The sequence below is a fragment of the Pseudomonadota bacterium genome (genome assembly GCA_023229365.1).
In the GTDB taxonomy this organism is placed as follows: Bacteria; Myxococcota_A; Polyangia; order JAAYKL01; family JAAYKL01; genus JALNZK01.
Genome location: JALNZK010000023.1, coordinates 25941 through 45306, shown reverse-complemented (window position 1 = coordinate 45306; position 19366 = coordinate 25941). Strand labels below are relative to the sequence as shown.

15 protein-coding genes and 1 pseudogene are annotated in these 19366 nt (G+C 67.0%); 9 read left to right on the top strand and 7 right to left on the bottom strand.

Features of this window, described 5'->3' with window-relative positions; translation table 11 throughout:
• Nucleotides 1-2: 2 nt before the first annotated feature.
• The 4 genes and pseudogenes from thiS to M0R80_12595 all read right to left on the bottom strand — a co-directional run bounded on the left by thiS (nt 3) and on the right by M0R80_12595 (nt 4656).
• Nucleotides 3-263, bottom strand: a complete 261-nt coding sequence (thiS, locus tag M0R80_12610; GenBank protein ID MCK9460471.1) for a sulfur carrier protein ThiS — start codon at nt 261-263, stop codon at nt 3-5.
• Nucleotides 264-320: 57 nt separating this feature from the next.
• Nucleotides 321-1636: pseudogene (locus M0R80_12605) on the bottom strand (sodium:solute symporter family protein).
• 306 nt (nt 1637-1942) lie between these two features.
• A complete protein-coding gene (locus M0R80_12600) occupies nt 1943-2494 on the bottom strand; it encodes a four helix bundle suffix domain-containing protein (protein MCK9460470.1) in 552 nt (183 codons plus the stop codon).
• Nucleotides 2495-2577: 83 nt separating this feature from the next.
• Complete coding sequence (locus tag M0R80_12595; protein ID MCK9460469.1) at nt 2578-4656, bottom strand: acetate--CoA ligase family protein; 2079 nt, start codon at nt 4654-4656, stop codon at nt 2578-2580.
• Nucleotides 4657-4878: 222 nt separating this feature from the next.
• On the opposite strand from M0R80_12595, the gene M0R80_12590 reads away from it, so the two are divergent.
• Entirely contained in the window at nt 4879-6033 is a 1155-nt protein-coding gene (locus M0R80_12590) for a hypothetical protein (protein ID MCK9460468.1), read from the top strand.
• Here the strand turns inward: M0R80_12590 and M0R80_12585 are convergent.
• Genes M0R80_12585 through M0R80_12575 form a run of 3 tightly spaced genes read right to left on the bottom strand, consistent with a single transcriptional unit; the run spans nt 5993 to nt 8655 of the window.
• Nucleotides 5993-6763, bottom strand: coding sequence for an acyl-CoA dehydratase activase (locus M0R80_12585; GenBank protein MCK9460467.1), 771 nt, complete (start codon nt 6761-6763; stop codon nt 5993-5995). The genes M0R80_12590 and M0R80_12585 overlap by 41 nt on opposite strands.
• A gap of 1 nt (nt 6764) precedes the next feature.
• On the bottom strand, nt 6765-8015 hold the full coding sequence (locus tag M0R80_12580) for a 2-hydroxyacyl-CoA dehydratase family protein (protein MCK9460466.1): 1251 nt from the start codon (nt 8013-8015) through the stop codon (nt 6765-6767).
• Between the two features lie 37 nt (nt 8016-8052).
• A complete protein-coding gene (locus M0R80_12575; GenBank protein MCK9460465.1) occupies nt 8053-8655 on the bottom strand; it encodes a TetR/AcrR family transcriptional regulator in 603 nt (200 codons plus the stop codon).
• 134 nt (nt 8656-8789) lie between these two features.
• On the opposite strand from M0R80_12575, the gene M0R80_12570 reads away from it, so the two are divergent.
• The 8 genes from M0R80_12570 to M0R80_12535 are packed head-to-tail and all read left to right on the top strand — an operon-like array spanning nt 8790 to nt 19366.
• Nucleotides 8790-10766 carry an aldehyde dehydrogenase gene (locus M0R80_12570; GenBank protein ID MCK9460464.1) on the top strand — a complete coding sequence of 659 codons (1977 nt, stop codon included), beginning with the start codon at nt 8790-8792 and terminating at the stop codon, nt 10764-10766.
• The gene (locus M0R80_12565; protein ID MCK9460463.1) at nt 10766-11314 is read left to right on the top strand and encodes a (4Fe-4S)-binding protein; all 549 of its coding nucleotides are present in this window, start codon (nt 10766-10768) and stop codon (nt 11312-11314) included. The genes M0R80_12570 and M0R80_12565 overlap by 1 nt, the downstream gene beginning before the upstream one ends.
• Nucleotides 11315-11340: 26 nt before the next feature.
• On the top strand, nt 11341-12492 hold the full coding sequence (locus tag M0R80_12560) for a (Fe-S)-binding protein (GenBank protein MCK9460462.1): 1152 nt from the start codon (nt 11341-11343) through the stop codon (nt 12490-12492).
• A 3-nt stretch (nt 12493-12495) separates the two neighbouring features.
• A complete protein-coding gene (locus tag M0R80_12555) occupies nt 12496-15543 on the top strand; it encodes a CoB--CoM heterodisulfide reductase iron-sulfur subunit A family protein (GenBank protein MCK9460461.1) in 3048 nt (1015 codons plus the stop codon).
• Between the two features lie 38 nt (nt 15544-15581).
• Entirely contained in the window at nt 15582-16349 is a 768-nt protein-coding gene (locus M0R80_12550; protein MCK9460460.1) for a hydrogenase iron-sulfur subunit, read from the top strand.
• 18 nt (nt 16350-16367) lie between these two features.
• The gene (locus M0R80_12545; protein ID MCK9460459.1) at nt 16368-16820 is read left to right on the top strand and encodes an NAD(P)H-dependent oxidoreductase subunit E; all 453 of its coding nucleotides are present in this window, start codon (nt 16368-16370) and stop codon (nt 16818-16820) included.
• A 9-nt stretch (nt 16821-16829) separates the two neighbouring features.
• Nucleotides 16830-18758, top strand: a complete 1929-nt coding sequence (locus M0R80_12540; GenBank protein ID MCK9460458.1) for a 4Fe-4S binding protein — start codon at nt 16830-16832, stop codon at nt 18756-18758.
• A complete protein-coding gene (locus M0R80_12535; GenBank protein MCK9460457.1) occupies nt 18755-19366 on the top strand; it encodes a 2Fe-2S iron-sulfur cluster-binding protein in 612 nt (203 codons plus the stop codon). The genes M0R80_12540 and M0R80_12535 overlap by 4 nt, the downstream gene beginning before the upstream one ends.

Sequence of the window (19366 nt, the reverse complement as noted above, 5' to 3'; positions counted from 1 at the left end):
GCCTAGCCGCCGAATGCGGGGTGGATGAACTCGATCGTGTCGCCCTTCGCGACGACGGTCGCCGCGTAGTCGTTCGGGTAGACGCAGCGCCCGTTCCGCTGGACGATCAGGTGGGTGTCACCCTCCTCGAACCGCTCGATGAGGCGCGCGATGGTCGACCGCTCGGGCACGAGCTCGCGATCGCCGTTCACGATGATCTCGATTTCGGACCCCACCTCGATCGCCGCCTCCCTCGTCGCGCGGAACCCGCCAAAATATTCCACGCGGATCTCGAAGCGGCAAGGGGAAATCCGGACGAACGTGTCGGCCGGATCGACCGCTCAGGCGCCCGGGCCCTCTTGGAACGTCCCGAGCTCCGGGATGCGCCGCTTGTCGACGAGGGCGACGACGAAGAAGGTCGCGAGGCTCACCATCCAGGTGAAGTAGATCGGGTGCGGCAGGAACTGCCAGCTCTCGGGCGCCAACAGCCAGGCGGCGAGCGAGATCATCGTCGCGGCGAGGGTGGCCGTGGCCGAAGAGCGGCGGCACAGGCGCGGCGCGTACATGGTCATGAGGACGATGAGCGTGTACGCGGTGGTCAGCGTCAGCCCGGCGAGGAGCATCTTCAGGATGCCGCTCACGGACAGGGCGAGGAGGAACGTGACGACGCTCACGAGCATGACCGTGACGCGGCACACGAGCTGCTCGCGTCGCGGGCTCAGATCCGGACAGAAGAACCGCTTCACGATGTCGTTGCACACGAGCGTGGCGCTGCCCATGAGGAGCGCCGACGCGGTGCTCACGTCCGCGGCCCACAGGCCCGCGAGGACGATCCCGGCCGCGACCGGAGGGAGGTCGAGCACGACGCGGGGCAGCGCCTCCGCCGGGATGATGCCCGGGTGCACGACCGCGGCGGCCATGCCGATGATCGCCGCGAGGAACCCGACGGGGAGGATGAGGAGCCCGCCGAGGACGTACGCGCGCTGCGCGGTCTTCTCGTTCTTGCACGCGAGCCCGATCTGGACCACGGCCTGCGTGGAGTGGGCCTGCGTGATCATGACGAGGAACCAGGCCGAGATCACGCCGATCCCAACGGCCCCGAGGTCGAACCCCGGGTGCCCGGCCGGGAGCTTGACCTCGAGACTCGAGATCCCGCCGATGTCGCCGATGGTCAGGATCACGCCGACGATGATCCCCACGTAGATGACAACCACATTGATGACGTTGGTGAGCCCCGCGGCCCAGAAGCCGCCGATGAGCGTGATCCCGACGAACACCAACGCCGTCACGCACATGCCCATCTGGAAAGAGAAGATCTCCGGCATGAGCGACGAGAGGATGGCGCCGCCCGCGACGTACTGGAGCGAGGTATCACGACCTGGATCGCGAGCTGGCCGACCACGCCGAGGATTCGCCCGGTCCTGCTGTAGCAGCGCTCGAACATCTCGGGCAGGGTCGTGAGGCCGGTCCGCCGATAGCGCCTGGCGGCGACGAACGCGAAGACGAAGGCGCCCGCGGCCCAGGCGGCGTTGTACCACCCGGCGGAGAAGCCCACTTTGTACGCCTGTTCCGCGACCCCGATGGTCGAGGCACCCCCGACGGCGAGCCCCGCGAGGAGCGCGGCCGCGACCGTGGCCGGGAGCTGCCGGCCGGCCATCAGGTAGCCGACGAGCCCGCCGCCGGATCGCTTGGTCAGCTTCTGCGACCACCACGTGGCGGCGAAGAGGACGACGAGGTACGCGGCGACGATGGCGAGGGGAATCCAGTGGGTCATTGGAACTCACGCCCATGATCGGGTGACGAAGTCCTTCTCCGTGCCGGTGTTTGCCCGACATCATGCCGAAACGGCAGGCCGGTGGCAACAGCAACCGCTTCGGGTTCTGTAGTCGCCTCGGGGAAGAGAAGAGGATGGGAATCATAGGAAGCATGGGAATCATGGGAGCGGCCAGTGATCCCATGGATCTCATGACTCCCCTTCTTCCCATTCCCATTTTCTCCGCCTCGCCTCCAACCGAGCCCTCGTCATGCGTTCGCGAAGCCCACCGTCTTCGACGAACTCTCGCAAGAGCTTCTGGACCTGCCGATCAATCAGGAAGTTGGCCTGGTGTATCAGGCATATCGCCGTGTTCGCGACGACTTCGGCCGGGCCAGTCTCGACGATCTCCCTGAACGACTCGGCCGGGAGCGGATCCTGCGCGCCGAGGTGACGGATGCGGCGCGCCTCCGGCTCGTCCTTGCTCCACTCCCGAAGATCCCGCACGGCGAGGAAATCCCTGAAATCCTCGAGGAGCTCCTCCAAGGACGCCCTCGCCACGTTCGTGAGCTTGATCTCCATCTCCCTGGAGGTCGCGGCCGCCTTGCTGCCCTCGACGAGGTTCTGCTTCCCCGAACGAGCCGCCTGCACCATCTGGTCGATCGTGCGATCGCTTCTGGCGAGGAAGCGCCGGCAGAACCGGTACGTGTAGTCGTAGATCAGCGCCGACTTTCGGTAGGAGTGCAGGGTTGCCGAAAAAATGAAGAGCTCCCTCGGAAAGGCGGCACGCGGCTTCTTGGTTTGTTAAGTGGGTTGGTGGCGGAACGAGGTTCAGGAACGGGTCGCTACCGGACCTTCATGCGGACGTCGACCGCGGCCGGAGAGGTGCCGGCCGGGTAGGTGAAGATCGGGTTGAGATCCATCTCGACGATGGACGGGAAGTCGGCCGCGAGCCGCGAGACCCGGCACAGGAGATCCTCGAGCGCCTTGAGATCGACGCCCCTCTCGCCGCGCACGCCCTCGAGCATCGGGAACCCCTTGATGCCGCGGATCATCTCGTCCGCCTCGGGCTTCGAGAGCGGGGACACGCCGAAGATGACGTCCTTCATCACCTCGACGAAGATGCCGCCCAACCCGAACATGACGAGCGAGCCGAGGCCGGGCGCCTCGGTCACGCCGATGATCACCTCGCGGCCGACGGGCTTCTGCTCCATGGCCACGAACGTCGCCTTGGCGCCCGAGAACTTGTCGCGCATCGACTTGAACGCCGCCGCGAGCGCGGCCTCGTCCTTGATGTTGAGCTGCACGCCGCCCGCGTCGGACTTGTGGACGACCTCGGTCGAGTCGACCTTGAGGACGCACGGGAAGCCGACCTTCTTGGCCGCGGCCGCCACGTCGCCGTCGGCGGCGATGAGGGCGATCTTCGGCACCGGCACGCCGTACGCCGCGAGCAGGTCGAACGCCTCCGCCTGCGGCAGGTACGCGTCCTTGCCCGCGAAGCGCTTCACGATCCCCTCGGCCTTGGCCTTGTCGACCTTGAGCTCCGGCGCAGCTTCTGTCTTGCGCGCCCGGATGTCCGAGTACTTCGCCATCGCCGCGAGCGCGCGCGCCCCGTCCTCGGGGAACTCGTAGACCGGCACGCCGCCGGCGCGCAGGTTCTTGATCAGGCTGTACCACTTCTCGCTCGTCTCGATGACCGCCACGACCGGCTTCTTCGAGGTCGCCAGCGCGTTCTTGATCTCGGCCGCGATCTTGTCGAGGTCCACGAACGGCGCGGTCACGAAGAAGACGAGCACCATGTCGGTCTCCTTCTCCGCGAGCAGCGTCTCGATCGCGAGCCTGTAGTGCTCCGGACCGCCCGTCGCGACGACGTCGACCGGGTTGCCGACGCTCGCCTCGGGGTGGAGCCCCGCGCGCAGCTTCGCCTTGCCCTCGTCGGACCAGACGGCGAGCGTGAGGCCGCGCGTGATCGCCTCGTCCACGGCCTGCACACCCGGCCCGCCGGTGTTCGTGACGAGCCCGACGCGGCGCCCGGGAGGCGGCTCCTGCGAGGACATCGCGATGGCGGCCTTGATCATCTCGTCCGTGTCGCGGAACTCGAGCACGCCCGACTTGCGGAACATCGCGGTCGCCATGACGCCCTGGTCGACGAGGCTCCCCGTATGGGAGCACACCGCCACCGAGCCCTCCCGCGTCTGGCCGGCCTTGATCGCCAGGATCGGCTTGTTCGGCGTGATCGCCGACGCCACCTCGAGGAACTTCGCCGGGTTCTTGAAGCTCTCGATCTGCACCATGATGGCGCGGGTGCCGTCGTCCTTGCCGTAGTACTCGAGGATCTCCGGCATCGTGAGGTCGCTCTCGTTGCCGTACGACGCGTACATGCGGTGGCCGAGGCCGACGTTGTGCAGGTGCAGCTTGAGCATCTCGCCCACGCCGCCGCTCTGCGCCAGGATCGAGATGTTGCCCGGCTTCATCGGCACGAAGGTGAAGTTCGCGTAGACGGACACCTCGGGGGCGGAGTTCTGCACGCCCTGCGAGTTCGGCCCGAAGATCCGGATGCCGTGGCTGTTCGCCATCGCGACGAGCTCCTGCTCGCGCTTGATCCCCTCGGGGCCCATCTCCTTGAAGCCGGCGGAGTGGACGATCGCGAACTTGACGCCCTTCTTGCCGCACTCCTCGATGACCGACGGGAGCAGCTTCGCCGCGATGGAGATGTTCACGAGGTCGATCTCATCCGGGACGTCCAGGACGGACTTGTAGCACTTGAAGCTGCGGATCTGCGGCGTCTTGGGGTTGATCGGGAAGATCGGCCCCTGGAAGCCGAACTCCGTCAGGTTGCGCAAAACGATGTGCCCGATGGAGAGCGGGTTCGCGGACGCGCCGATGATGGCGACGGAACGAGGTCTGAACAGCCCGTCTAGCATGATTTCCTCCGTTTTTTCGAGGCGAGAGCCAGTCGCGATTCTACAAGTCGAGAAAGGAAGTTCAACACGATTCTGATATGCTCCGATGGGACACAAAGGAGAGGAGACCCGGCATGCCTCATGGACTGTCGCGGGCCCTGCTCGTCGTCGCGATCCTGCTCCCCGCCGCCGCGTGCGACGACGGCGCGCGGAACGGCGCTCCGGACGAGGACGGCGGTACCGATGGCGACACGGAGACGGACACCGGCCCGGACGCCGCGGACTGCGGCTTCTGCTACGAGGAGGTCTTCTCGGCCGGCAAGGCGCTCGCCGCGCGCCCCGTGGACCGAGCCGACGCGGTGCTTCGAGCTCCGGGACGGGGCGTACTACCTCACGGAGGACGAGGCGTACGATCTGTACCGCGCTCTCGCCGAGGCGACGACGGGCGTCCCGCTCGACGCCACGCCCGAGGTGCGCACCGTGATCGGGCTGCGCGGCGCGTACCCCGGGACGTTCACCTGGCACGGCAACGCGCCCGACCTGTTCAACGACACGCTGGCGCTGCTCTGGATCGACGGCGACGGCGCGGCGCACGTCCGTGAGTTCCCCGCCGGGCTCGACACCGGGGCCTACGCCTACGACACGATGTTGTCGCTGCGCCCGAACATGCGCTACCACCACACCTGCGGTTGGCACCAGGACACCTACAACGCGCTGCACATGGGCGACGACGCCTACCGCGTGCGCGACGACGCCAACTCGAACGGCCACTGGGATGGCGATCGCAACGGGTGGCTGCCCCCAGCGACGCCGCTCGACTTCGACCGGGAGGGGAGCGCCCACAATATCCACCTCGCGTGCGTGGACGGGCCGCTCGGCGCGGTGCGCGTGGGCATGTGGTCGGCGGGGTGCCAGGTGCTGGCCGGAATGGCGGACTGGACCGAGTTCATCATGAGCGCCTGGACCGAGGAGGGCGACGGCGTCGACTACTTCCTGCTCGACGCCCGCGACCTCGCGCCCGAGATCTTCGAGCCCTGCGCCGAGCGGGACGGATCGCACCGCTGCCCGTTCCTCGTCGACGCCCTGCCGTTCTCCGCCGCCGGGGACACCGCGATCTCGGAGGAGAGCGCCTTCGATCTCTACAACTGCTCGGCGGCCGACGAGTCCGGCCCGGAGGACGTCTACCTCCTCCTGCTGGACGCGTCGGGGACGCTGACGGTCACCGTCGAGGCCGCGGCGCCCGCGGACGTCGACGTCCACCTCCTCGACGGCGACGACGAGCTGGCGTGCCTCGCGCGGGGCGACACCGAGCTCACCTACGACATCACGCCCGGCCGCCCTCGATCGACGTTCGACCTCAGTCCCTCGCGAACAGCGCGGCGCCGATCGCGCCGGTGAGCTGCGGCTCGGGAGGGGTGAGCACCGGGCGGCCGATCGCCTCGGACAGGAGCTCCACGATCGTGGGGTTGTGCGCCACCACGCCGCCCGTGGCGATCACCTCGCCCTCGAGCGGATCCATCTCGGTCACGCGCTTGACGACCGATAGGAACGCGCCCCGCACGATGTCGGGCACCTGCTCGCCGCGGCGCACGAGGGCGAGGATCTCGGTGGCGCTGAACACGGTGCAGAACGAGCCGATCTCCACGCGCCGCGTGCTCTTCTGCGCGAGCGCCTCCATCTCCTCGACCTGCACGCCGATGCGCCGCGCGATCTCCTCGAGGAAGGAGCCCGTGCCCGCCGCGCACTTGCGGTTCATCTTGAAGTCGAGCCGGTTGCCGGCGTCGTCGAGCTTGATGATCTTGTTGTCCTGCCCGCCGATGTCGATGACCGTGATCGCCCGCGGGAAGAAGAAGTGCGCGCCTCGGGCGTGGCACGCGATCTCGGTCTTCGACGAGGTCGCGAACGCCACGTTCTTGCGGCCGTACCCGGAGGAGACCGCGCGGACGACGTCCCCGCGGGCCGCGCCGGATCCGCCGAGCGCCATGTCGAGCGCCGTCTCGCCCGCCGCCGCGAAGTCCACGCCGCTCGGCAGGATCGCCCTGCCGACGAGCGCGCCCGCCGCGTCGACGAGCGCGACCTTCGTGGCGGACGCCCCGACGTCGACGCCGGCGAAGAGCGGTCCCGGCATCCTACTTCTTTCCCTCGAGTTGCTCGATGAACGCCTCGATCTGCGTGACGGCCTGCTCCTCGCTGTAGCAGCGCAGGTCGTTGAGATCGCCGTGGATGACCACGCTCGGGATGTGCAGCTTCTCGGCGAGCCGCTGCGGCATGCCGTACCTATTGTTCGAGTTGTTCGGGCAGGTCTTGGAGTCGTGGAACAGGATGCCGTCGAACTTGAACAGCTCGCGCATCCGCTCGATGTACTTCTCCTTGGCGTCGTCGGACCGCACGATGAATAGCTCCGTGTAGGCGCGGGCCATGGAGTCGAAAGGATCCTTGGCGTCCAGGGCGGTGAAGACCCAGGAGTTGCAGTACGTGGACGCCACGACGCACGCCTGCTGCTCGAGGAAGAGGGTGGAGAGCTCGCGGAGCTTGCCCCAGACCGGCATGCCGTCCCAGTAGATGCGGTGCTTCTCGCCCTCGACCGCCGAGACGCCGTCCGCGATGCGCTTCTTGAGCTCCGGCAGGAGCAGCTCGTAGTAGTCGACCGCCTCCTGCGTGCCGCGCGCCACCACGGCGGGGCCCATGTGGATCGTGCCGTCGAAGAACGTGAACGGGCTCGGGATCGCGGCGGCGGTCTCGAGCACCGCCTTCCAGAGATCGGAACAGCGCCGCGACAGGCCCACGACCTCGCGGAGCTTGTCGATGTCTAGCTTCGCGCCGGAGATCTTCTCGAGCGTCGGGACGAGCTCCTGGATCTGCGCCGAGATCGCCTTGACCTCGTCCGCTCCGACGTCGCCGATGTTGCGGAACGTCTCGATGCCGACGCACGGGACGTTCAGCCTGCGGCCGTACCACTGGAACCAGTCCTTCACGTCGCGGCACTGGTTCGTGTTGTAGACGAGCACGTCCGGCTTCGGCACCGACGTGATCTCCTTGTACTGCTTGGACAAGGGCGTCTCGCCCTTGAGGTACGCCCCGACGTCGCTCGTCAGGTACGAGCAGATCTCCGGCGAGTAGCCGACCGCGTTGGCGATGGGGATGTAGTCCATCGCGGTCCGCGTCGCGCCGAGCACCGCGCCGTGGTTCTCCGGGAAGTAGACGAGGAACCCCATGGCGCGCAGCAGCTCTGCGGGGCCCACGCTCGTGCACCACGCGATCTTGGGACCGCCGGCCTTCACGGCGTTGTTGAGGTCGTAGAAGTGGTTGGCCATCACCTTCTTCATCGCGTCCGCCGCCATGATCTTCTTGAACGAGGGCTTCTTCTTCTCTTCTGCCATTGGGGGTTCTCCTTTCGCGTCTTTCGCAGGGGACATACTACAATCCGGCGAGCACCAGATCCACCACCTGATTCGCGAACCTTTCGAGCGACTCCCGGGACGAGAAGCGGTAGTACGGCGGAGTCAGGAACTCGAACAGGTCGGCGAGGAGGTGCCCGGCGGCGACCGGATCGGCGGACCGGAAGGCGCCCGCGCCGCACCCCTCGCGCACGATGCCGCCGAGGATCTCGCCGTGCCGCCGGACGTAGTGGTCGAGCCGTTCGACGACGTCGGGCATCATCTTCGCGATCACGTCCTCGCTGTGCGGGTGGCGATCGACGATGTCGTAGAGCGCCATCACCCGGTGGAGGAGGCACGCGCGCAGCCTGTCCCGCGGCGGCGCGTCGGTCGCCGCGATCTCCTCGAGCCTGGCGACGATCCGCTCGTTCGTGCGGTCCGTCAGGCTGAGCATGATTTCGGATTTGGACTTGAAATGGAGGTAGAGCGTGCCCTTGCCGATGCCGACGCGGCGCGCGATGTCGTCGATGGTCGTCTTGTTGTAGCCGTAGTGCTTGATGAGGTCCCAGGCCGCCTTCAGGATCGCGTCGCGCCTGGAGCCGTCATTGTCGAAATCGTCCTTTTCATTGATCTTTTTGACCACGACGCTGTTCTCTCCGCGCTTTCTTCCCTTGCGGCCCGCGTGACTTTGGGACATATTGACTGAATTCGAATTCTGGTCAAGTCCAACGGGGACGGGTGGAAGAGGCGGATTCGAAAAACGGAAAAGGAAATCAAATGAGGTTTGCAGAGACGGGTTACAACCTGGAAGTCGATCTCACGAGAGGCAACATCGAGAGGGTTGCGACCGACCCGAAGCTGACCGATCTGCACCTGGGCGGGTTGGGCACCAACGCCAAGACGCTGTGGGACCGGGTCCCGCCGGAGACAGAGCCGTTCTCCGACGAGAACCTGCTGATCTTCAGCACGGGCCTCCTGTGCGGCACGCCCGCGCCCGGCGCGAACCGGACGATCGTCTCCACGTTCTCTCCGCAGACACGCCTGATGGCGTACTCGATGATGGGCGGGTTCCTGGCGCCGGAGCTGAAGTACGCCGGCTACGACAAGGTGATCATCCGCGGCAGGTCTCCCAGCTTGGTCTATCTGTGGATCCACAACGACAAGGTGGAGCTGCGCGACGCCTCCCACCTCCGCGGCAAGGGCGCCATCGACACCGCCGAGATCATCAAGAAGGAGCTGAAGGAGCCGCGGGCGCAGGTCGCGGCCATCGGCATGGCCGGCGAGAACCGCGTCTTCTTCGCGTCCGTCGAGCAGGGACGGTCGAGCGCCAGCCGCGGCGGGATGGGCGCCGTCATGGGGGACAAGGGGCTGAAGGCGATCGTCGTCCGCGGGACGAGGGACGTCAACGTCGCGCGCCCGGCGGAGTTCATGGAGCTGTGCGACGGCGTGCTGAAGTACATCAAGGCGCGGGACGGGCACCCGATCCCCGGGGTGATGCCGATCCTGGCCGGGCTCGGCTCGCCGGCGGAGATGAACGTCCACGACGAGAAGTGGCACACCGAGAACTTCATGTGGGGCAATTCCCGCCTGCGGCGGAAGGGGTTCTGGACCCCGGAGATCGCGGCGAACTGGAAGGACACGCTGGAGAGCATGCGGACGCGGCTCATCAGCTGCTACAACTGCCCGATGAAGTGCGGGGCGACGATCTCGGTCCCCGGGCATCCGACCTACATGATGAAGTGCTTCTCGAAGCTCACGTACACGATGGCCTCGATGACGGACCTGGAGTTCGGCCTGAAGATCGCGCGGACGGCCACGGAGTACGGGGTCGACGGGTTCTCGGCGCCGCAGGTCATGGCGTTCGGCCTCGAGCTCCTCGAGGCGGGCATCCTGACCGAAGCCGACTTCCCCGGGATGCCGGTCGACAACGAGGGGCGGTTCGTCTGGCTGCTGGATAGGATCGTCCGGCGCGAGGGGATCGGCGACGTCCTCGCCGACGGCACGCACTGGGCCGCGCAGCGGATCGGCAAGGGCGCCGAGGAGTACGCGCACAACAACATCAAGAAGCACGAGCAGCTGCCGCTCAAGCTCGGGATGCTCAACCCGATCTACTTCCTCATGTACTCGACCGGCGAGAAGATCAACATCACCCAGATCGAGGGGAACTTCCCGCAGGCGCCGTTCCTCACGGTCGAGGAGCGGGAGGAGTTCGTGAAGGACTGGATCCACGTCCCGGACGAGCGGTTCAAGCAGTGGCTGCTGGAGTGGGAGCCGCGCGGCGAGAAGTCGATCCCCCACTACCCGCCCCCCGAGGCCACCTGCGAGATCGTCAACTGGCAGGAGCAGATGCACCACATCGACGACGCGCTCGGGCTGTGCGCGGGCCTGTCGTCGTTCCCGCTGAAGCCGCCGTACCACCTGCACAACCTGCCGAGCTTCATCTCCGCGGCGACCGGCATGGAGATGGACACGCCGAGCCTCAAGCACATCGCCAAGCGGAACCGGACCCTGGTGCGCGCGGTCAACGTGCGCAGGGGCATGCGGCGGGCCGACGAGAAGCCGCCGACGGATCACTGGAAGAACAGGTTCCCGGAGCTCGAGGCGAAGCTGCTCGACGAGTACTACAAGTTCAAGGGCTGGAACGCCGACGGCGTCCCGACGAAGGAGTCCCTGCACGAGCTGTCCCTGGGCTACGTCGCCGACGACTTCCAGAAGCGGGGCATCTTGACCGAGACGGCGGGGAGCGAAGCGTGATGGCCGAGAACACGACGAAGAAGGTGAAGACGATCCGGATCGACGTCGACAAGTGCAACGGCTGCAGGGCGTGCGAGGTGGTCTGCTCCGCCTTCCACGCCTCGCCGAAGTACTCGAGCAACAACACGGCGCGGGCCCGCATCCGGGTGATCCACGATCCGCTCCGGGATCTCTACGTCCCGGTGTACGCCGGGGACTACGTCGTCGCCGAGTGCGCGGGCCGGGACAAGTACACGATCGACGGCAAGGAGTACGACGAGTGCGCCTTCTGCCGGGCCTCCTGCCCGTCCAGGGACTTCTTCAAGGAGCCCGACTCCGGCCTCCCGCTGAAGTGCGACATGTGCGAGGGCGAGGAGCAGCCGCTCTGCGTCAAGTGGTGCATCAACGACGCCCTGATCTACGAGGAGCGGGAGGAGGCGGCCGAGGAGGAGGAGCAGCAGAAGCCGGAGGACCTGGAGATCGGGCTGGAGTCGCTGGCGAACAAGTACGGTCTGCGGAAGATCGCGGACACGGTGGCCCGGATGTCGAAGAAGGGCCAAGAGGGCTAGGGCGAAGGGAGAGGGTCTTGGAAGAGTTGGAAACAGTCGCCCCGTTCCAGGAAGTGATCGACGAGATCAAGCAGGCCGGCGGCGACATCGCCAAGCTGTGCTTCCAGTGCGGCAAGTGCGACGTCGTCTGCCCGTGGAACAGGGTCCGCAGCTTCAGCATGCGCAAGATCGTCCGGGAGGCCGCGTTCGGCCTGACCGAGATCGAGAGCGAGGACGTCTGGCGCTGCACGACCTGCGGCACCTGCCCCGATCGCTGCCCGCGGGGCGTGAAGCAGATCGACGTCGGGATCGCCCTGCGCCGCCTCGCGTCGAGCTACGACGTCTTTCCGGCTTCCGCGAAACCCGCGCGCGCCGTGCGCGGCAGCCTCACCACCGAGGGCAACCCGCTGAACGAGGAGCGCGCGAAGCGCGCGGACTGGGCCAAGGAGCTCGGCGTCAAGCCGTTCGCCGAGGGAACCGAGGTGCTGTATTTCGGGTGCTGCTACTCGAGCTACGACCCGCGGATGAAGAAGGTCGCACGGGCGACGGCCGCCATCCTGAACAAGGCCGGCGTCGACTTCGGCATCCTGGGCACAAAGGAGAGCTGCTGCGGCGAGAGCATCCGCAAGACCGGCGCCGAGGAGGTCTACAAGGGGCTCGCCAAGGAGAACATCAAGGCGTTCGTCGACGCCGGCGTGAAGAAGATCGTCGTCTCGTCGCCGCACTGTTACGAGGCGTTCAAGAACCAGTACCCGGAGCTCATGGTGCGCTTCGAGGTGCTCCACATGTCCCAGCTCCTCTTCGGCCTCATCGAGGAGGGGCGGCTCGAGCTCAAGGGCGAGTACGGGAAGCGGGTGACGTACCACGACCCGTGCTACCTGGGCCGCCACAACGGCATCTACGACGAGCCGCGCGGGATCCTGAAGAAGGTCGGCGGGCTCGAGCTCGCCGAGATGCCCAACTCCCGCCAGGGGAGCCTCTGCTGCGGGGGCGGCGGCGGGCGGATCTGGATGGACACGCCGAAGGGCGAGCGTTTCTCCAACCTCCGGATCGAGCAGGCGATGGGCGTCGGCGCCGAGGTGCTGGCGACCGCCTGCCCGTACTGCATCACCATGTTCGAGGACTCCAGGCTGAACCTGGAGTGCGAGGACAAGATCGTGGTCAAGGACATCACGGAGATTGTCCAGGAAGTGATTTGAGGGATGAAAAACGGGAGCTTCGGGGATGTGATGGTCGTCGGTGGCGGGATCAGCGGCATCCAGGCGGCGCTCGATCTCGCGACCGCCGGGTTCAAGGTCTACCTGGTCGAGAAAGGCCCGAGCATCGGCGGCCACATGGCGCAGCTCGACAAGACCTTCCCGACCAACGACTGTTCGATGTGAATTCTTTCACCGAAACTGGTCGAGGTCGGCCGGCATCCGAATATCGAGGTCCTGACGTTCACTGACGTGGACGCCGTGGACGGCTGCGCAGGGGACTTCAAGGTCACGCTGACCACGAGGCCCAGGTACATCGTCGAGGACAAGTGCACGGGGTGCAAGACCTGCGTGCAGTACTGCCCGAAGGAGTACCCCGACAGGTTCAACCAGGAGATCTCGGACAACAAGGCCGTCCACGTGTTCTTCTCCCAGGCGATCCCGCTCGTCGCGTACATCGACGACAGCTGCCTCCGCCTCAAGGAGGGGAAGTGCGACATCTGCAGCGCCGTCTGCAAGAACGGGGCGATCGATTTCAGGCAGACGACCGAGAGGACGGAAGTCAACGTGGGGGCGATCGTCCTGGCCGCGGGCATCGAGCCGTTCGATCCCGCGCTCGTCGAGGAGTACGGCTACGGGAAGATGGAGAACGTGGTGACCAGCATGGACTTCGAGCGCCTGCTGTCCGCCACCGGCCCGTACGAGGGCCAGATCCTGCGAGCCTCCGACAAGAAGCACCCCAAGAAGATCGCCTGGATCCAGTGCGTCGGCTCGCGGCGGGTCACCCCGGGGGAGAACAGCTACTGCTCCGGCGTGTGCTGCACGTACACGCAGAAGCAGGTGATCCTGACCAAGGATCACGATCCCGAGGCCGAGTGCACGATCTTCCACAACGACATCCGGGCCCACGGGAAGGACTTCGAGCGGTACTACCAGCGGGCGGAGGCGCTCCCCGGGGTCCGGTTCGTCCGCAGCTACACGTCCGTCGACAGGGAGGTCGCCGGGAGCAAGAACGTCGTCGTGCGGTACTCCACCTTCGAGGACGGCGTGCAGGAGGACGAGTGCGACATGGTGGTGTTGTCCGTCGGGCTGAACCCCCCCGCCGATCGCGAGGCGCTCGCGGGCAAGCTCGGCATCGCGCTCGACGCGCACGGGTTCGCCGCGGCGCGCGACGCCAACCCCATGCAGGCGAGCCGGCCGGGGATCTTCGTGAGCGGCGCCTTCCAGGGGCCCACGGACATCCCGGAGTCGGTCTTCTCGGCGAGCGGCGCCGGCGCCCAGGCCGGAGAGCTCCTCGACCGCCGGCGGGGGAAGCTGACCACCGAGCGCGTCTATCCGCCGGAGAAGGACGTGTCCGCGGAGGAGCCCAGGATCGGCGTCTTCGTGTGCCACTGCGGGGCCAACATCTCGAGCGTCGTCGACGTCCCGTCGACCGTCGAGGCGGCGAGGCTGATGCCGAACGTCGTCTTCGCCACCAACCAGCTCTTCTCGTGCGCCACGAACTCCGCCAAGGAGATCACCGATCTCGCCAGGGAGAAGGGGCTGAACCGGGTGGTCGTCGCGGCGTGCTCCCCGCGGACGCTCGAGCCGCTGTTCCGGGACACCCTCCGCGAGGCCGGGCTGAACCAGTACTACTACGAGATGGCCAACATCCGGGAGCACTGCTCCTGGGTGCACTCCAAGCAGAAGGAGGAGGCCACCGACAAGGCGAAGGACATCATCCGGATGTCGGTGGCGCGGGCCCGCCACCTGGAGCCGCTCCAAGAGTTCGAGCTGCCGGTGGACAAGACGGCCCTGGTGGTCGGCGGCGGCGTCGCCGGCATGACGTGCGCGCTCTCCATCGCCGGGCAGGGCCACGAGGTCTGGCTGCTGGAGCGGGAGGCGCGCCTCGGGGGCATGGCGCAACGGATCCACCACACGCTCGAGGGGCTGGACGTCCAGGCGTTCCTGCGGGATCTCGTCGGCAGGGTCTACGCGAACCCGGCGATCCACGTGCTCCACGGGGCGGTCGTCACGAACGTCTCCGGCTACATCGGCAGCTTCGTGACCACGGTGAAATCCGAGGGGCGGATCGTGGAGATCCGGCACGGCGCGACGGTCATCGCGACGGGCGCCGGCGTGTACGAGCCCACCGAGCACCTCTACGGGAAGGACGAGCGGGTGCTCACCCACCTCGAGCTCGGGGAGCGGCTCGCCGAGGGGGACGCGCGGGTGACGGGCGCCCGGAGCGTCGTGATGATCCAGTGCGTCGGCTCGCGGTGCGACGAGCGGAACTACTGCAGCCGGGTCTGCTGCAGCCACGCGGTCAAGAACGCGTTGCAGCTGAAGAAGCTGAACCCCGAGACGGAGGTCTACATCCTGTACCGGGACATGCGCACCTACGGGCTGAAGGAGGACTACTACCGGGAGGCGGCGGACAGGGGCGTGAGGTTCGTCCGCTACACGCCCGAGGACGCGCCCGTCGTGGAGGCCGTCACGGAGGGCGGGAAGCCCGTGCTCCGGGTGACCGTCGCCGATCCCGTGCTCGGCAAGCGGCTCGAACTGGACGCCGACGTCGTCTCGCTGGCCGCGGCCGTCGTCCCGGCCGAGGGGACCGACGAGGTCGCCGGCCTGTTCAAGGTCACCTTGAGCCCGGACAGGTTCTTCAAGGAGGCGCACGTCAAGCTGCGGCCGGTCGAGTTCGCCGCGGACGGCGTGTACCTGTGCGGGACGGCGCACTACCCCAAGCACATCACCGAGACGATCAACCAGGCCTACGGCGCGGCCGGCCGGGTGCTGACGCTGCTGTCGCACGACACGGTCACCGCGTCGGGCTCCGTGTGCGAGGTGCGGGAGGAGGACTGCGTTTCGTGCGGGGCGTGCGTCACGGCGTGCGCGTACGGGGCGATCGAGCTCTGCGACACCCCCGGCGGGAGGAAGGCCGTGGTGAACCCGGTCCTGTGCAAGGGGGACGGCCTGTGCAACGCGAAGTGCCCGACGAACGCCATCGTGCTGAAGCACTTCACCGAAGAGGAGATCCTGGGACAGATCGACGCGGCGATAGGCGGCGCCTGAGGATGGGCGTTCGAGAGCGGGGAGAAAGGAGGGTGACGATGAGCCAGAGTCTCGAGTTCAAGCCGAGGATGCTGGGTTTCGTCTGCCACTGGTGAGCATACGGAGCGGCGGACATGGCCGGAGTTTCCCGGCTACAGTATTCGAGTGAGATCAGGCTGGTTCGCGTCATGTGCTCGGGAAGGGTGGATCTGAGGTTCGTGCTCAGGGCCTTCGCGAACGGACACGACGGCGTGTTCATCGGCGGCTGCCGGTTGAACGAGTGCAACTACGTCACGCACGGGAACTACGACGCGTTGGCCATGGTGCACGTCGCGAGGTTCCTGCTGGCGCACATGGGGCTCTACCCGGAGCGGCTGAACATCACCTTCATGTCCGGCGGGGACGGCAACATCCTGGCCGAGGCCATCGACGGCTTCACGAAGAAGATCAAGGGGCTCGGACCGCTCGGGACGGCCGAGGGGATGGAGCCCGGAGCGCTGAAGCTCAAGCTCGAGGCCGCCGAGCGGATCGTCCCGTACCTGCGGCTGGTGGAGCGGGAGAGGCTCAGGGCGCCTTCGAAGACGAAGGAAGAGTACGAGAGGTTCTTCGAGAGCGGCGAGGTCGTGCGGCTCTTCCGGGAGATCATCGCGGAGAAGTGGGAGCTGAGCCGGATCATGCTGCTCCTCGGAGAGGGGCCCCTGCCGACGGGAGAGATCTCGCGGCGGTTGAGCCTGAGCCCGTCCGACGTGTCGAAACACATGAACGCCTCGTCGAGGCACGGGTTGGTCAAGTACGACGTCGAGCGCAAGCGCTACTCGCTGGCGTAAGGCGTCAGGGAAGCGGACATGGACATCGAGAGCATCGACAGGATCATCGAGAGGCATCGCGGGGAGGCGAGCTCGCTCATCCAGGTGTTGCTGGAGATCCAGAGCGAGAACCGCTGGCTGCCCAAGGAGGCGCTGGATCGGGTCGCCGAGAGGCTGCAGGTCCCCTTGAGCCGGATCCAGCACATCGCGACCTTCTACAAGGCGTTCAGCCTGGTCCCCAAGGGGCTCCATCAGGTCCACGTCTGTGTCGGCACCGCGTGTCACGTCCGCGGCGCGACCCGCATCCTCGACACGCTTCGGGAGCAGACCGGGATCATGCCCGGCGAGACCGACCTGGATCTGAGCTTCAGCCTGGAGACTGTCAACTGCCTGGGCTGCTGCGCGCTCGGGCCGGTGATGGAGATCGACGGGAAGACGTACGGCAAGCTCACTCCGGCCGAATCGGCGGAGGTGCTGAAGGGCTACAAGTAGGGGAGTGCGATGACGCGGTTGAATTCGCCCGACGAGCTGGAGAAGTTGAGACGGGAGATCCTGTCCCGGAGGGATCCCGCGGCGCCGGTCATCTCGATCTGCGCGGGCTCCGGGTGCCTCGCCTCGGGCGCGGGCGAGGTGATTGCCGCGTTCCGGGCGGAGATCGAGCGGCAGGGCCTTTCGGCGTCCGTGAGCACCAAGGGGACCGGGTGCCCCGGCTTCTGCGAGCGGGGGCCGGTGGTCGTCATCTACCCCGAGGAGATCTGCTACCTGCAGGTGAAGCCCGGTGACGTCCCAGAGATCGTATCGCAGACCATCCGGGAGAAGAAGGTCGTCGAGCGCCTGCTGTTCGTCGATCCTTCGACTGGCGATCGGGCGGTCCACGAGTCCGACATCCCGTTCTACGGGAACCAGGTCCGGAACGTCCTGTGCAACAACATCCGGATCGACTCCAAGAGCATCGACGACTACCTGGCCATCGGCGGCTACTCGGCGCTGGCCAAGGCGCTCACCGGGATGTCCGCGGTCGACGTGGTGGAGGAGATCAAGAAGTCCAACCTGCGGGGGCGCGGCGGTGGCGGCTTCCCGGCCGGGCAGAAGTGGGAGGGCTCCCGCAACGCCTCGGAGAGGACGAAGTACGTGATCGTCAACGCCGACGAGGGCGATCCCGGCGCCTTCATGGACCGGGCGCTCCTCGAGGGGAACCCTCACTCCATCCTCGAGGGGCTGATCATCGGCGGCTACGCCGTCGGCGCGAACGAGGGGTACGTCTACGTGCGGCAGGAGTACCCGCTCGCCGTGGAGAACATCAACCTCGCCATCGAGCAGGCCGAGGCGTACGGCCTGCTCGGGAAGGACATCCTCGGCTCGGGGTTCGACCTCGTCGTCAAGGTGCATAGGGGCGCCGGCGCGTTCGTGTGCGGCGAGTCGACCGCCCTGATGACAGCCCTCGAGGGCCGGGCGGGCGAGCCCAGACCGAAGTACGTCCGCTCCAACATCAAGGGGCTGTGGAACCGTCCGAGCGTGCTGAACAACGTCGAGACGTGGGCGAACGTGCCGCTCATCATCAACAGGGGTGCCGATTGGTTCACGCAGTACGGGACCGAGACGAGCAAGGGCACGAAGATCTTCTCCCTGGTCGGCAAGATCACGAACACCGGCCTCGTGGAGGTGCCGATGGGGATCACGCTTCGGGACATCATCTACAAGATCGGCGGTGGCATCCCGGGCGGCAAGAGGTTCAAGGCGGTGCAGACCGGCGGGCCGTCGGGCGGGTGCATCCCGGGCGAGCTCCTGGACCTGCAGGTCGGCTTCGACGAGCTCACCCGGGCGGGCTCGATGATGGGCTCGGGCGGCATGATCGTCATGGACGAGAACACCTGCATGGTCGACGTGGCCCGGTACTTCGTCGACTTCCTCACGGGCGAGTCGTGCGGCAAGTGCGTCCCGTGCCGCGAGGGCCTCCGGCAGATGCACAAGATCCTCACGAACATCACCCTGGGCAAGGGGCGGGAGGAGGACATCCAGACCCTGCAGGAGCTGTCCGAGACGGCGATCGAGGCCTCGCTCTGCGCGCTCGGCAAGACGGCGCCCAACCCGTTCCTGAGCACGCTGCGCTACTTCCGGAGCGAATACGACGCGCACATCAAGGAGAGGCGGTGCCCGGCGCTGTCCTGCAAGGCGCTCATCCACTACCACATCGACCCGGAGAAGTGCCAGGCGTGCATGATCTGCCTCAGGAAGTGCCCGGCCCAGGCGATCGACGGCGGCAAGAAGCGGATCCACGTCATCGATCAGGAGAAGTGCACGAATTGCGGCAACTGCCTCGAGGTCTGCCCGCCGAAGTTCGGCGCGGTGATGAAGCTGTCGGGGGTGCCGGTGCCGCCGCCGCCGCCCGAGGACCAGCGGGCGGTGCGCAGGAAGGGGGCCGAGGCGTGAGCGGGATACCCTTGAAGATCGACGGCAAGGAGATCCTGGCGGCGGAGGGGGCGACGGTGCTCGAGGCGGCGCGGGGCGCCGGAATCCGCATCCCCACGCTCTGCCACGACGATCGCCTGGAGCCGTTCGGCGGCTGCCGGCTCTGCATCGTGGAGGTGGCGGCACGCGGCGGGACACGGCTCGTCGTCTCCTGCGTCTACCCGGCGGAGAAGGGCCTGGTCGTCCGGACCAGGTCCGAGAAGGTGGACCGAATCCGCAAGACGCTGCTCGAGCTCCTGCTCGCGCACGCGCCGGACTCTCCTGCGCTGCGCGATCTGGCGAAAGAGTACGGCGCGGACGTGAACCGCTTCGAAAAGGAGCCCTCGTTCTGCGTCCACTGCGGCCTGTGCGTCCGGTACTGCGCCGAGGTGAAGGGGAAGCACGCCGTCGGGTTCATCGATCGGGGGATCTGGAAGGAGATCAGCTTCGTTCCGGAGATCGCCGCGAAGGAGTGCGACGCCTGCAAGGAGTGCTTCCCGCTCTGCCCGACGTCGTATCTCCAGGCGGCGTACGTCCTCACCGAGGCGCTCGCGTTCCCGAAGGACGGCCCCGGGCGCGGAAACCCATAG